Source organism: Klebsiella sp. D5A, assembly GCF_001620885.1.
GTDB lineage: Bacteria > Pseudomonadota > Gammaproteobacteria > Enterobacterales > Enterobacteriaceae > Klebsiella > Klebsiella variicola.
Genome location: NZ_LOAR01000019.1, coordinates 30659 through 44136, shown reverse-complemented (window position 1 = coordinate 44136; position 13478 = coordinate 30659). Strand labels below are relative to the sequence as shown.

Below are 13478 nucleotides of genomic sequence, written 5' to 3'. Positions count from 1 at the left end.
GTGCGGGACAGGACGCCAGACCGGTTATCTTGTTTCTTCCCGCGTTGATGATCCCTGATGGTTCACCATGAAAAGTGCTGAAAGGGTGAGCAGTATGGCGCCGCTGATCAGTATCCACCCGGCGTGCTGAAAGGCGGCTAAGCTACCCTGCGTATGCGCCAGTCTGACGTAGCACGCCGTCACCAGGGCCGCGCCAGCCATCGCGCCAACACGCTGCAGGATGTTGAGAATCGGTGCTGCATCAGAAACATGACGGGTACCCGCCATCGCCAGGCCTGCCGCCATCGCCGGCACTGTCGCAAGGGCTAAACCGAACCCTCTGATAGCGAGTGCGCTACCGACCAGGAGGTAGCTACTGCCTCCATCAATCATGGCCAGCGGCCATGTCGCTAACACCGAGATCAAGCCGCCAACGATCAGCACCACGCGAGGACCCAGCCGGTCTGAGAAATAACCGGCGACCGGGAATCCTATGGCAGAACCGATTAACTGCGGGGTAAGGAGCAAACCCACATCAGCCAGTGCTTCATGGCAAACGTCGCGGAAATACAACGGGAGCAGGAACTGTCCACCAAAATTCACCGCACCTCCGATAGCCATCAGCAACGCCGATAATGTGAAGCCACGATGTTTGAAAAGGCTGAGATGAAGTAAAGGCGAGTCAATGCGAAAAGAGCGAAAGATAAACAAGCCGATAAACAGTGCGCCCACGCTGAGTAAGATAATGTTCCCGCTATTTTCACCACTATTCAGGCTGACGCCTTTAATACCCTCCATGAGCAGGGGAAGGCTACAAAGAATCAGTATTAACCCCATCCAGTCCAGGGAGAGCGGCTTATCATTTTTTATTGTCGGGCGAGGGAGTAATTTCCATCCCGCAAGCCAGGCACAGAGAGATAAGGGGACATTAATAAAAAACAAGACTCGCCATCCGCAGACCTGAAGCAGCACGGCCCCCAGAGACGTTCCCAGTAAGGGCGCAATGACGATAGCCACGCCTATCGTACCAATGATCCGCCCGAGGCGCTCACGACCGACCACCAGACCCAGGATCGTCTGCCCGGCCGGCACGAGTAACCCGCCTGCCAGACCTTGCATTATTCTGGCGGTGAGCAGCACCTCGACATTCGGGGATAACGCGCAAACTGCCGAGAAAACACCAAATAAAATAAGTGCATAGAGCCAAAGTTGGGTGGCGCCAAACCGTTTTACCGCCCATGCGCTAACCGGAACGCCTGCGGCCAGCGCCATGAGGTACGCGGTGGCTATCCACTGGATGGAGGCGTCCGTCACCCCAAGGCCGTTTGCCATGGTCGGAAGCGCAGCACTGAGCATGGTGGATGAGAGCATGGTAGCGAATGCCCCAAGGGTGATGATGGCGGCTTGCAGCCACAAAACCGGCGGGATGGCATTGATGGGGCCAGCATGGTTTGTTTTCTTTACCTGCGTATCTCGATTGATATTCATGGGATGACCTTTAGGTGCGATGCGTTAAAAAATCTATCATTGATCAATTTTTCTATCAATGATAGATTTATTTTCATCAATGGCGCCGGTAGGCTCCTGGTCAGGAGAAGATCTCTTTTTATCTACCACGGGCTCGGTTGGATGCATTAACAACAGGATGAACACCATGGCTAAAATTCAGCGGGATCAGGTCATTAATGCTGCATTAGCACTCTTAGATGAAGTTGGGCTGGAAGCGATAACGACGCGAAAGCTGGCGCAAAAGCTGGGGGTAGAATCCGCAACGCTGTACTGGCATTTCAGGAACAAGGCCAGCTTACTGGAAGAGATGGCCGCAACTGTTTTGGCCAGGCACCATTCGCTTCCGCTGGCTGAAGACACGGCCGAGTGGGCAGACTGGCTGGCAAATAACGCGCGCAGTTTCCGCCGCGCGCTTCTCGCTCATCGGGATGGCGCACTGCTCCATGCGGGGACAACACCGGCGCGGGTAGGAGGGGAAACGTTCTACCCAAAGGTGGCTTACCTTATGCGGGCCGGCTTTTCTGAGGCCGAAGCCGCAATGATATTACTCACTATTAGCGAATATACCCTGGGATGCGTATTGGAGGAGCAGTCTCGTACAGACAGACATGATGATGAAAGATTGTCTACACCCTCAACAGAAATCAGTCGTATCGATGCGCTTACCCACCAACATCCGGATACCTGTTTTGAGTTCGGTCTGTCTTTGATCATGAAGGGGTTATTAAAATAACTCGTTCCAGATTTCAGCTATTGCGACAGCGTTTTAATGATTTTATATCCGGAGCGTTATTCTCCGGACATTACTGAACATTGACCTCCCGATGGCGGGAGGGTGATTTGTTCATGGCGCAAGAATCACCGCAGCGTCGGGGATCAGGATCCTGTTTTATACTGGTTAAAAAAATGCAACAACGCGCCGGGTGTCTCGTCCCCAAAGAGAATGCCTGCCATTGCCTGCGCGTCGTTGGCCGCACTTTCGACGCGGATAAACATCTGTTCTTCATAAGCGGACAGCGCGGCTTCAGGATTATCTGCATTGGCCGCAATCGCGAGTCCCAGCTCAGCGCCATCCTCTAACGCGAGATTAGCGCCTTCGCCGAACGGCAGCATAAGATGCGCGGCGTCGCCCAACAGCGTTACGCCTGCTGTTCGCGGCCATCGAAGTCCGGGAGGTAAAAAGTGAATAGGGCGCAATACGGGCTCACCATCACCCTCCGTAATCAATGTTTGCAGTGGATGCGCCCAGCCATCGAATTCATCGACTATGCGTTGCACGTCAACCTGTGCATTAGCGGACGTCACGTCAGCGAACCAGGCCTGGGGCTGGCACAGAGCAATGTAAACGTGGATCACGCCGCCAGGCTCCCGGTGCGCCATGATACCCTTGCCTGGCGAGAGCGCAAAAAATGAGCCGCGGCCTACTGCTTGCGCGCAAGCCAGATGATCGGTGTCGACGTGACTAAGCCAGCGCTCGACATACGAAAATCCCGCATAGGCAGGGACAGCATCGGTGACCAGAGCGCGGACACGCGACCAGGCACCATCTGCGCCCACCACCAGGGAGACCCTGGTGGTGGCGCCATCCGTAAAGTACAAACTATGCGTGCCGTCATCATGGGGGACGATATCTGCCACTTTACGGCCCCATTGCACGATGTCCGCAGGAAGCGACTCCAGCAGCAGCGTGCGAAGCGCGCCGCGAGAGACTTCTGGTCGGCCGCCCAAACCATCATCGAACTGCTCGAACAATACGTTGCCCTCTTTATCGAGTACGCGCGTGGATTGACCACCAGGAAGAATAAGGGCCCGGAAGGCATCGTACAGGCCTGCCGCTATCAGCGCCCGCTGGCCATTATGATCGTGGATATCCAGCAAGCCACCTTGTGGGCGGGCCTCGGGAGAGGCTTCAGCTTCGTAGACCACAGAGGAAATGCCGTGAACATGTAAAACACGTGCGAGCATGAGGCCGCCGAGTCCTGCTCCGACGATGGCAATGGATGAGGTCATTTTTTCGCTCCAGGTAAGGTATGGCGGGTGTCGTTGTCCGGCTGTTCCTGGTTTCGATACCGCACGAATAAGGGGAGTGGACGTGAAATCTCATCCCGGGGACCAACGGAAGCCTGAGGGTATGCTGAGCGGTATTGCCCATAATGTTCCCGGACAATTGGGGGCCGGGCCCCCCGCCTGACTCTCCTCTCTGCGCTCAGCTTACACTTAGACGAGTAAGGTTCTCTATATTGACCATTGCTGGTTAATCGTCAAGGCCGTCATTCAATACCCCTTCAGCGGACGCCTGCCTGTGGCCATGGTCACCGAACTTCACCCACTCAGGTTAAACGACGTCGATGACGCGGATCCCTCTGTTTTTCGCCATCTTTATGCACTCCGCCGTATTTTCTCCGCCATGAAAAGCCAGCAGTACGTCAGGGCGGCTATCTTCCAGCATAAACAAATTGCGCCTTGTCTCTGCATATTTTCCGTGCAGCGCCCAGTTTGCCGGGTAGCGGATCACGTGAACGTCGATCCCGCGCGCCCAGTTTTCTATCGCGCCGCCCAGCGCCTGGTGCCCTCCGTGAATCAAAACGTTAATCGTCTGTGTACGGGCATAGAGATCCAGCACATGGGTGATGGTATGGGTGTCGGCATAAAACCGACCCGAGCAGATTAACACTCGCATTTTTTGTACCTTAACGTTGCTTGCCTTGAAAAGGATCTCGTCCGCGCGCTGGCGGTTATTGTTTTTTAAACATCCGGCGGCGTTTCAATAAACCGCAGCGAGGTATCGCCCAGGCGGTCAATGACAGGGTAGGCGACGGCGGCGATATGGTGATGCACGCGGCGGTAGTCCCGCAGCACTCGCTGGAAAATGTCGCCGGATTCCGCCCAGGCATTCTTGTCCTCCCGCAGTTTTTTGAAGTGCTCGCGGCTGGCGGAGGCCTCCAACTGGCGGATGGTTTCTTTGCGCTGCACCAGCTGGTGGGCAGCAGACAAGTCTTCACGCAGGAATGCCGCTATTCCTAAGTTCAGGCTGGTGAGGAGCTCCGCATGCAGCAGGCGAATATGGTGTAATTCAAAGTCGTTAAAATGTTCTCCCCGGCGTGCGCGGCGCGTGGCCAGCTGGGTCAGATTGCTGGAGAGAATGTCGCCCGCGTGCTCAACATTGATGATGAACATCAGGATCTCCTGGGCACGATCGGCATCTGCATCATTCAGCCCGTCCTGACCAATGTCGGCGAGGTAGGCGCGAACCGCCGCGCTGAGCAGATCGACCGACTGCTCCAGCTGGCGGATGTCATCGGCAGCCTGTTTTTCCTGGGTCACAAACAGCATCAGCAGTCGGTCCAGCATGATGGTTAGCATGTCGGCGGCGCGCAGCGATTCGCGAACCGAATTGGACAGGCCGATATAAGCCACTTCCAGACCCGCATCGTCGAGATACATCGGCATACCCGGGTCGCCTACGCGCTCTTCTTCCGGAAACAGTCGCTCCAGGAAGCGAGCCATTGGCACGTTCAGGCCGATAAACAGCAGCGCGAGCGCCACGCTAAAGGCGGTATGAAACCACACCACCAGCTGCGGCGTGTTCAGCCCGGATTTACGGGCGATCGCCATCAGCAACGGCAGAAGCAGTAACGCCAGCGCGCAGCCGGACAGGCGGACCATCAGGTTGCCAACCGGCAGGCGGCGGGCCACCGCGGACCCGGCGTTTAACACCGGCGGTAACGCGCCGCCGATGTTGGCGCCAAGCACCAGCACCAGGGCCGTAGCCGGGGTCAGCGTGCCGGTACCGGCGAGGGAGGCGATCAGCAAAATCATCGCCACGCTGGAGTGGCACAGGAGCGTCAGGAGCGCCGCCACCAGCAGGGCAATGAAAATATCGCCCTGTAGCCCCTGCATCACGGCATGAAACACCGGCGTGACCTCAATGTCCTGCAGCGTGCCTCCCAGTAAATGCAGCGCCAGCAGCATCAGGCCGAGGCCAATCAGGGCGCAGCCCACGCTTTCAAAGCTGGAATGGTCGCGTAGCTTGAAAACCACAAACCCGGCCAGCAGAAGCAGCGGAATGGCGATTTCCATGTTAAAGCTCATCAACTGAACCACCAGCGTGGAGCCGATGTTGGCGCCGAGCATCACCGCAAGCGCGGGGGCAAGGCTTAGCGTACCTGCGGCGGTAAATGACGTCGCCATCATACTGACCGCCGTGCTACTTTGCAGAATGCCGGTAATGCCAATGCCGGAGAGCAGGGCGGTCCAGCGGTTAGTGAGGTGGCGTCCCATCCAGTTGCGCAGCGGCGTGCCGAAGCCGCGCTGCAGCGCCGTTGAAATCATATGGCTGCCCCAGAGCAGCAATGCGATGGCGCCAGCCAGGTTAATTAACAGAGTGGTTCCGGACATTATGAATTCCCCCTCTACAGGGCGGGTAGTGAAATAAAACGCAGTAACCTGATCGAAAAACGATGTATGGCGCTGGCGAGGTTCAGTAATGCTTTAGTGTGTTGATAGTTAATCTTCCCTCCGGCGTACCATGCCAGGGCACGGACGCGAAGGGTGCGGGTTATTTTCATTAAAAATAAGACAATCAACGTGATGGTCTTATTTTTAATCAGGAAAATGATGGAATGTTGCTTTTCCATAATGCTTCCAGCCTGTGTGGCCTGCCTGAAAGGTGCCGCCGAAGCGGCACGTGAATCACCGTCTTTAACGCAGAATTAGTGCCACTGCCTGAAGCGACGGATGTAGAACGTTTTCATGCCCTGCGCCACGCAGCAGTAGGCGAGCAGGGTGCCGACCAGCCACGGGAAGTACTGCCACGGCAGCGCCTGCAGCCCAACCAACGGCCCAAGCGGAGAGAACGGCACGTAAATTCCAATAGCCATAATCAGACCGGTCATCATCAGTACCGGCCAGGCGGCGGTGCTCTGAATGAACGGAATTTTCTGGGTACGCAGCATGTGCACCACCAGCGTCTGCGACAGCAGGCCTTCAACGAACCAGCCGGACTGGAACAGGGTCTGCATGTGTTCGCTGTTAGCGCTGAACACAAACCACATCAGCGCAAAGGTCGTCATGTCAAAAATGGACGAGGTCGGGCCAATCCAGACCATAAAGCGGCCGATGTTTCTTGCATCCCACTTGCGCGGTTTGCTCAGGAACTCTTTGTCCGTTTTGTCCCACGGCAGCGCGAGCTGGGAGATGTCGTACATCAGGTTTTGCAGCAGCAACTGGATCGCGAGCATCGGCAGGAACGGAATGAACGCGCTGGCCACCAGTACCGAGAACACGTTGCCGAAGTTGGAGCTGGCGGTCATGTTCAGGTATTTCATAATGTTGCCAAATGTCTCGCGGCCTTTGATAACGCCTTCTTCCAGCACCATCAGGCTCTTTTCCAGCAAGATGATGTCGGCCGATTCCTTGGCGATATCGGTGCCACTGTCGACCGAGATACCCACGTCGGCATCGCGCAGAGCAGGGGCATCGTTAATGCCGTCACCGAGAAAGCCCACCGTATGACCGTTGGCCTGCAGCGCCTTCAGCACGCGTGATTTCTGCAGCGGCGTTAGCTTGGCGAACACCGTGCGCTCTTCCACCAACTGCTGCAGGGCCGTGTCGCTCAACGCCTCAATCTGCGGGCCGAGTACCGGTTCGCCTGGCTCCAGTCCCACCTGGCGGCAAATCCGCGTAGTGACAATCGCGTTATCGCCGGTCAGCACTTTGACTGCGACGCCAATATCCATCAGGGCAGCAATCGCCGGACCCGCGCTCTCCTTAGGTGGATCGAGGAAGGTGAGGAAGCCGCGGATAATCAGATCGTGCTCATCAGCGGTGCTGTACAGTCTTTTCGCTTCGGCTTTCGGAATGTCGCGCGTAGCGACCACCAGAACGCGGAAGCCGTCTTTGTTGTAGTCGTTCGCCATCGCCAGCATGGCGTCACGGCGCTGATCGTCGAGGGGGATAACCTTGCCATTCTCTTCCATGTGGGTGGCGATGCTCAGCATCTCCTCCACGGCGCCTTTGCACACCAGCAGATGATTGCTCTGGCTGTCTTTCACCACAATCGACAGGCGACGGCGCACGAAGTCGAACGGCATCTCATCGACTTTGCTGTACCCCTGAGGTTGCACAAAGCCCGACTCATTTTCAGAGAAGTAAATGACCGCCTGATCCATCAAGTTTTTGATGCCGCTTTGATAGTGGCTGTTGAGCCAGGCCAGCGCCAGCACGGACTGATTTTTCTGACCGTGCGTGTCGACGTGGTGCTCAAGGATGATCTTATCCTGCGTCAGGGTGCCGGTTTTGTCGGTGCACAGCACGTCCATCGCGCCCAGGTTCTGAATCGCGTTAAGGCGCTTAACCACGACTTTACGCTTCGCCATAGCCACCGCGCCCTTGGCGAGGTTGGCGCTGACGATCATTGGCAGCATTTCTGGCGTCAGACCTACGGCGACGGCCAGAGCAAACAGCAGGGCATCCCACCATTCGCCCTTCATCAGGCCGTTAATCAGGAACACTACCGGCACCATCACTAGCATAAAGCGGATCAACAGCCAGCTGACGCTGTTCACCCCGCGGTCAAACGCCGTTTGCGCCCGGGTGCCGACAATCGCTTTTGCCAGTGAGCCAAAGTAGGTCCTTGGCCCGGTCGCCACCACGACCGCCTGAGCGGTGCCGCTGACAACGTTGGTCCCCATGAAGCAGATGTTAGGCATATCCAACAGATTTTCGTTATCAACCGCCTTGTCGTGCGCGGATTTCTGCGCCACGTCGCCGAGGGTGTCGTACTTCTCAATCGGCAGCGCTTCGCCGGTCAGGACGGCCTGACTGATAAACAGGTCGCGTGATTCGATCAAACGGACGTCCGCCGGGATCATGTCGCCTGCATAGAGCTGCACGATATCGCCCACCACCAGCTCGCGCATCGGGATTTCACGTGGCGTTCCTTTTTGCCCGGCGTGTTCGCGACGAACGACCGTCGCGGTGGTGCGAACCATCGCTTTCAGCGCTTCGGCCGATTTGGCCGAGCGGTGTTCCTGCCAGAAGCGCACCAGTCCGCTGAGGGCAACCATGGTGCCGATGATTATCACCGTCGTCAGGTCGCCGTCTTCGCCATGGCTGGTGGGCAGCCAGTAGTCGGTGAAGAAGCTGATCCCGGCGAGAATGGCGAGCACATAAATAAACGGGTTGTTAAACGCCATCAGTAGCTGGATCAGCGCGTGCGGTGGCTTGTCATGAGTCACTTCGTTCAGGCCATCCCGCTCCAGCCGGGCATTTGCCTGGGCTTCCTGCAGCCCTTCCCGGGTAGTGTTGAGGTTGACCAGGGTTTCTGCGATACCGTTTTGGGCTTCCTGGGCGGCACGCATAGACAGCGTGCTTTTTTTATTTCGGTTCTTGATTTGTACAGTCATGGTGCTGCTCCTGTCGCCGGGCGGCAGCAGGCTTTTTACGGTAAGACCCGGATTAAGGGCGGCCGAAAATAGCCCGATGTCGCATCAGCGATCGGTTTTAATTAATTTCGCACAGGGCTTCCCGCTGTTTATTATTAAAAATAAACAGGCGTGAAGTTTATATTTTGTTTTATTTGGACGTGATTATTCCTGCCGATGTACAAGTATGAATACATCAGTGAATAAACAGGTACCAGCAGTGACTTAACTCAGCGTGACGCACGAAAACGGGCTGCGGCATAGCGCGCAGACACGGCCTACGGCGTAACGGCTGAATCAGGCGACGAAGGGGCGACTTTGTGGGTCTTCGCCATCAGAGAAGCGGCAACGACGCTCCAGCTGGCCGGTGACAGGACTGACGCGCCAGTTAGTAATGCGTTGATTCAACTCGCTGATTTTCGAAGAGAATATAGAGCTTTGCTGTTTTTTTCGCGCAGACGACACCCGATCGCGGGGCGGCCGGACACGCAGCGTTGATGTCATGGTTTTGACACCAGAAAAAAGGGTAGATTTGAAGTTCATAACACACCTCGGGACCGTGAAAACTCTGGTCGAGGTGGGACAACACGAGAGCATCAGGCTCCGGCGAGACACACCAAAACGAAGAAGTGATCACAATCGATTTTATGTTTACTTGTCCGAATAACCGTTAAGGCCATATTCGGACCGCTACTAAATTCAGTATCCATTAGTCACTTATGTCAGATTAGGAAAGGCCACAACTTAGGCCCATGAAATCTACCCATAGCCAATGTTATTGTCAACCCATTCATATCAATTTAAATCTTCGTTTATATTTTGTGTAGAAACATCAAATCGTAGATTTAATCATTGGTGTTTTTCGGACGGTCGTAAAAAGGAAAAATAGCGGTCAGTGCGTTCAATTGTGGACCACCCTCGGCGCTGCGTCAGATAACGCGCTTTATCCCTGCACCGCAGCCGGAAAAACCGCCGCCAGCCATTCAATAAAGACGCGGAGCCGGGGCGGCACGTGCCGGTGCCGGGCATAGACGACGTGAAAGGGATAGGGGGCCGGGCGCCAGGCGGCGAGGATCTCCACCAGCTTGCCACTTGCCAGCGCGGGTTTTAGCGAATAGGTAAAGGTTTGCACAATGCCTAAGCCCGCCTCGCCGGCGGCAATATGCGCGTTGCTCTCATTGATGCCGAGATGGGGCTCTGTCTTGAGCTCGGTACTGACGCCGTGACGCGTAAAGCGAAACGGAAACGCTCTGCCGCTGGCCGGCGACAGATAGCTGATGAGCTGGTGGCCATGATGGAGTTCATCCGGCGAGGCGGGCGTGCCGCAGCGCTGAAGATAGCCAGGGGTGGCGCAGGTGACCAGCGTCGCCTCGCCGATTTTACGGGCGATCAGCGTCGAGTCATCCATCGGCCCGGTCAATATTGCCGCTGATGAGGTCCGCGGGTTTATCGGCCACCTGTAAATCGATACGGATATCCGGCCAGGAGGTCATAAAGTCCGCCAGCAGCGGGATCAGCACATCGCACGCGGTCGACCCACCGATGGCGATCCGTAGATGGCCCTTCGGCTTATTGTGGGCGGTATTGAAGGAGGCGTCGATCTCTTCCAGGTCTTCCAGCAGGCAGCGAGCTTTTTCATAGTACTCCCGTCCTTCCGGCGTCACGGTAATACGCCGTGTGGTGCGCTGCAGGAGGGAAACCCCCAGGTGCGCTTCCAGTTGCTTGATGGTTTTGCTGAGCGTGGCGTTGGGCATATCCAGCGAGTCCGCGGCGCGGGTAAAGCTGCCGGCTTCGACAACGCGGGTGAAGGCTTTGAGGGCTGAAAACCGGTCCATTATTCGCAGTATCCTGGTTAGCGGGCGTCCATTATCCACGGAGGGGAAAAGTGTTTTTCAGATTAGGCCATTTTTCCGCCTCTTTGAGGCGATTACAGTGCTTTCCATACCCGGCGGGGCGCTTTCGCGAGCCTGGCCTGTTTATACTCTAACCAAGGAAATGCACCATGAGCAAAAAACTTGCGGATAAAGTGGCGTTAGTGACCGGCGGCAGCACCGGGATTGGCCTGGCGTCGGCGAAAGCGCTGGCGGAGCAGGGCGCGAAGGTGTATATCACCGGCCGCCGACAGGAGGAGCTGGATGCGGCGGTAAGATTCATCGGGCCCGCCGCCCGCGGGATCCGCGCCGACGCCGCCGTGTTAAGCGACCTTGACGCGGTATTTGCGACCATTGCCGACGAGTCCGGCCGGCTGGATGTGCTGTTCGCCAATGCTGGCGGCGGGGATATGCTGCCACTCAGCGCCATCACCGAAGCGCACATCGAGCGGATTTTCGCCACCAACGTGCGCGGGGTGGTGTTCACCGTCCAGAAAGCGCTGCCGCTGCTCACCGACGGCGCCTCGGTGATTTTGACCGGCTCTACGGCGGCGGTCAAAGGGACGGCGAACTTCAGCATCTATAGCGCCAGTAAAGCGGCGGTACGCAGCCTGGCGCGCTCCTGGGCGCTGGAGGTGAACGATCGCGGGATCCGCATCAATGTCGTCAGCCCGGGGCCGGTGCGTACCCCGGGTCTGGGAGGACTGGTTGCGGAGGCGGACCGTCAGGGCTTGTTCGACGCCCTGGCCGCCAGCGTACCGCTCGGGCGGCTGGGCGAGCCGGAGGAGATTGGCAGGGCGGTGGTATTTTTAGCGTCTGACGAGTCGAGCTTTATTAACGCCGCAGAGATCTATGTCGACGGTGGAATGGCGCAAATCTAAGCACAGTCTGTCGCCAGGCGAGCCGCCCCGGCGGATACCGGGGGGCTCGTGGTTATGGCGATCGCTTACTCACCGTCCGGGTGGGCAGCTTATTGCGCGCCCAGCTGTTTCATCAGCGTCAGGTTATCTTCAATATGCCAGTTGGCGGCAATTTTACCGCCGCTGATCTGATAGATATCGGTGGCGATAAAATCGATATTTTGTCCCTTACCCTTCCGGGTGCCGAAGGTCCCGGTAAAGTGGCCATGAAAATGTAAGTGTGAGACCACCCGGTCACCGGCCACAATCATTTGTTCGACATCACAGCGTAAATCCGGCACCGCCTGACGAAACGCTCTGGAGGCGAGGATCGCGCCTTCCGGCCCTTGCCGACGCCCTTCCGGGGGCGTTTTATCGATAAAATTCCCCGCCAGCGCCGCCCGGGCCAGCGCTTCATCACCGGTATTCCAGAACGTGGCGTATTGCCTGGCGACATATTCATTGGCGACGCGTGTGGCAGGGGGAAGGCCGTTGTCAACGATGAGCTGGGCTGGCTTCAGCAAACCCTGCGGGGCTGAAAACGCGGAGCCGGATATCCCGGCAAGCAGCAGCGCTGTGGCGCAGCGCCGCAGCGTGATGCCGCGTCTGGCCTGCGTACAGACAACAGCGAAACTACGGCTGGCAGGTAACATTTTGCGGGTCATTTTCACTCTTTATGCTCCGTATAGAAGGGATAGTCGGTATAGCCCACCTCTGTCCCGCCAAACAGCGTGGCGGGATCGCTGACGGTCGCCAGCGGCCAGCGGTGCTGAAGCCGCTGCGGCAGGTCAGGATTAGCAATAAACGGCCGGCCGAAAGCCACCAGGTCGGCGAAACCGGCGGTGAGGATACGTTCCGCCTTTTGCTGATCGTAATTGCCGGCCACGATCAGGGTGCCGCTGAAGGTCGCGCGCAGCGTGTCACGAAAGTGCTGGGGAACGGCTGGCGCATCGTCCCAGTCCGCCTCCGCCAGGTGGATAAAGGCGATACCCTGCTGTTCGCACCAGGCCGCCAGGGCAAGGATGGCGTCGATCACCTGCGGGTCGTTCATCCCGCGCTGGGTAATGAAGGGGGAAAGGCGGATGCCCGTCCGCTCGCGGCCAATGACGTCGCCGATGGCGGTCAGCACCTCCTGGGCAAAACGGATCCGGTTGCTCAGGCTACCGCCGTACTCATCAGTACGCTGGTTGGCGGTACGCCGCAGGAACTGGTCGATCAGATAGCCATTGCCGCCGTGCACTTCCACGCCGTCAAACCCCGCCGCTATCGCATTGCGCGCCGCCTGACCGTAATCGGCGACAATACGCTGAATATCCGATCGGGAGAGCGCCCGCGGCGGTGGGCAGTCCACCATCTGGCCCCGGCCTTGCTCATCCACCACCCAGACCTGGGCGTCCGGCGCCAGCGCCGACGGGGCCACGGGGTGCCCATCCGCATGAAAACGAGCGTGCGACATCCGGCCCACGTGCCAGAGCTGAGAAAAAATAACGCCGCCAGCCTGGTGAACGGCCCCGGTCGTCAGTTGCCAGCCGGCAATCTGCTCAGCGGAATGCAGGCCAGGCGTCCAGGAGTATCCCTGTCCCTCAGGAGAGATTTGCGTCGCCTCCGTGACGATCAATCCGGCGCTGGCGCGCTGGCGGTAATATTCCGCCATCAGCGCGGAGGGGATATTTCCGGGCTGCAGGGCGCGCGCCCGGGTCATGGGAGCCATGACGATGCGGTTTTTCAACGGCAGCGTGCCGATGCGGTAACGATCGAAAAGTGAGAGGCTGTTCATACGGGTGTCCCTTGCGAGT

11 protein-coding genes and 1 pseudogene are annotated in these 13478 nt (G+C 57.6%); 2 read left to right on the top strand and 10 right to left on the bottom strand.

Going from position 1 to position 13478, the window contains the following annotated elements:
* Window positions 1-24: 24 nt before the first annotated feature.
* On the bottom strand, window positions 25-1467 hold the full coding sequence (locus AS136_RS22625) for a DHA2 family efflux MFS transporter permease subunit (protein ID WP_063267025.1): 1443 nt from the start codon (window positions 1465-1467) through the stop codon (window positions 25-27).
* Between the two features lie 166 nt (window positions 1468-1633).
* Between AS136_RS22625 and AS136_RS22620 the strand changes: the two genes are divergently transcribed.
* Entirely contained in the window at window positions 1634-2221 is a 588-nt protein-coding gene (locus AS136_RS22620; protein ID WP_012542120.1) for a TetR/AcrR family transcriptional regulator C-terminal domain-containing protein, read from the top strand.
* Window positions 2222-2364: 143 nt separating this feature from the next.
* On the opposite strand, the gene AS136_RS22615 is transcribed toward AS136_RS22620, so the two are convergent.
* The 7 genes and pseudogenes from AS136_RS22615 to AS136_RS22590 form a co-directional block, all read right to left on the bottom strand.
* Window positions 2365-3498, bottom strand: a complete 1134-nt coding sequence (locus AS136_RS22615; protein ID WP_063267024.1) for an FAD-dependent oxidoreductase — start codon at window positions 3496-3498, stop codon at window positions 2365-2367.
* Window positions 3499-3823: 325 nt separating this feature from the next.
* Window positions 3824-4168, bottom strand: coding sequence for an SLOG family protein (locus AS136_RS22610; protein WP_063267023.1), 345 nt, complete (start codon window positions 4166-4168; stop codon window positions 3824-3826).
* 65 nt (window positions 4169-4233) lie between these two features.
* Window positions 4234-5886, bottom strand: coding sequence for a Na/Pi cotransporter family protein (locus AS136_RS22605; protein ID WP_063267022.1), 1653 nt, complete (start codon window positions 5884-5886; stop codon window positions 4234-4236).
* Window positions 5887-5900: 14 nt separating this feature from the next.
* Complete coding sequence (locus AS136_RS22600) at window positions 5901-6125, bottom strand: hypothetical protein (protein ID WP_063267021.1); 225 nt, start codon at window positions 6123-6125, stop codon at window positions 5901-5903.
* A gap of 75 nt (window positions 6126-6200) precedes the next feature.
* Window positions 6201-8894 carry a magnesium-translocating P-type ATPase gene (gene mgtA / locus AS136_RS22595; RefSeq protein WP_012542116.1) on the bottom strand — a complete coding sequence of 898 codons (2694 nt, stop codon included), beginning with the start codon at window positions 8892-8894 and terminating at the stop codon, window positions 6201-6203.
* 315 nt (window positions 8895-9209) lie between these two features.
* The gene (locus AS136_RS27410; RefSeq protein ID WP_072199700.1) at window positions 9210-9455 is read right to left on the bottom strand and encodes a hypothetical protein; all 246 of its coding nucleotides are present in this window, start codon (window positions 9453-9455) and stop codon (window positions 9210-9212) included.
* A 400-nt stretch (window positions 9456-9855) separates the two neighbouring features.
* Window positions 9856-10747, bottom strand: a pseudogene (locus AS136_RS22590) (LysR family transcriptional regulator).
* 167 nt (window positions 10748-10914) lie between these two features.
* On the opposite strand from AS136_RS22590, the gene AS136_RS22585 reads away from it, so the two are divergent.
* On the top strand, window positions 10915-11664 hold the full coding sequence (locus AS136_RS22585) for an SDR family oxidoreductase (RefSeq protein ID WP_012968491.1): 750 nt from the start codon (window positions 10915-10917) through the stop codon (window positions 11662-11664).
* Window positions 11665-11753: 89 nt separating this feature from the next.
* Here AS136_RS22585 and AS136_RS22580 read toward each other — a convergent pair whose 3' ends face one another.
* Together AS136_RS22580 and AS136_RS22575 are read right to left on the bottom strand one after the other, a co-directional pair.
* Entirely contained in the window at window positions 11754-12347 is a 594-nt protein-coding gene (locus tag AS136_RS22580) for an ester cyclase (protein ID WP_016160724.1), read from the bottom strand.
* A gap of 2 nt (window positions 12348-12349) precedes the next feature.
* A complete protein-coding gene (locus AS136_RS22575) occupies window positions 12350-13459 on the bottom strand; it encodes an alkene reductase (RefSeq protein WP_044613716.1) in 1110 nt (369 codons plus the stop codon).
* Window positions 13460-13478: the final 19 nt, after the last annotated feature.

Bases quoted from the DNA above. Each gene is read 5' to 3' on its own strand.
- AS136_RS22625 (WP_063267025.1), bottom strand. From the start codon at position 1,467: ATGAATATCAATCGAGATACGCAGGTAAAGAAAACAAACCATGCTGGC.
- AS136_RS22620 (WP_012542120.1), top strand. From the start codon at position 1,634: ATGGCTAAAATTCAGCGGGATCAGGTCATTAATGCTGCATTAGCACTC.
- AS136_RS22615 (WP_063267024.1), bottom strand. From the start codon at position 3,498: ATGACCTCATCCATTGCCATCGTCGGAGCAGGACTCGGCGGCCTCATG.
- AS136_RS22610 (WP_063267023.1), bottom strand. From the start codon at position 4,168: ATGCGAGTGTTAATCTGCTCGGGTCGGTTTTATGCCGACACCCATACC.
- AS136_RS22605 (WP_063267022.1), bottom strand. From the start codon at position 5,886: ATGTCCGGAACCACTCTGTTAATTAACCTGGCTGGCGCCATCGCATTG.
- AS136_RS22600 (WP_063267021.1), bottom strand. From the start codon at position 6,125: ATGGAAAAGCAACATTCCATCATTTTCCTGATTAAAAATAAGACCATC.
- mgtA (WP_012542116.1), bottom strand. From the start codon at position 8,894: ATGACTGTACAAATCAAGAACCGAAATAAAAAAAGCACGCTGTCTATG.
- AS136_RS27410 (WP_072199700.1), bottom strand. From the start codon at position 9,455: ATGAACTTCAAATCTACCCTTTTTTCTGGTGTCAAAACCATGACATCA.
- AS136_RS22585 (WP_012968491.1), top strand. From the start codon at position 10,915: ATGAGCAAAAAACTTGCGGATAAAGTGGCGTTAGTGACCGGCGGCAGC.
- AS136_RS22580 (WP_016160724.1), bottom strand. From the start codon at position 12,347: ATGACCCGCAAAATGTTACCTGCCAGCCGTAGTTTCGCTGTTGTCTGT.
- AS136_RS22575 (WP_044613716.1), bottom strand. From the start codon at position 13,459: ATGAACAGCCTCTCACTTTTCGATCGTTACCGCATCGGCACGCTGCCG.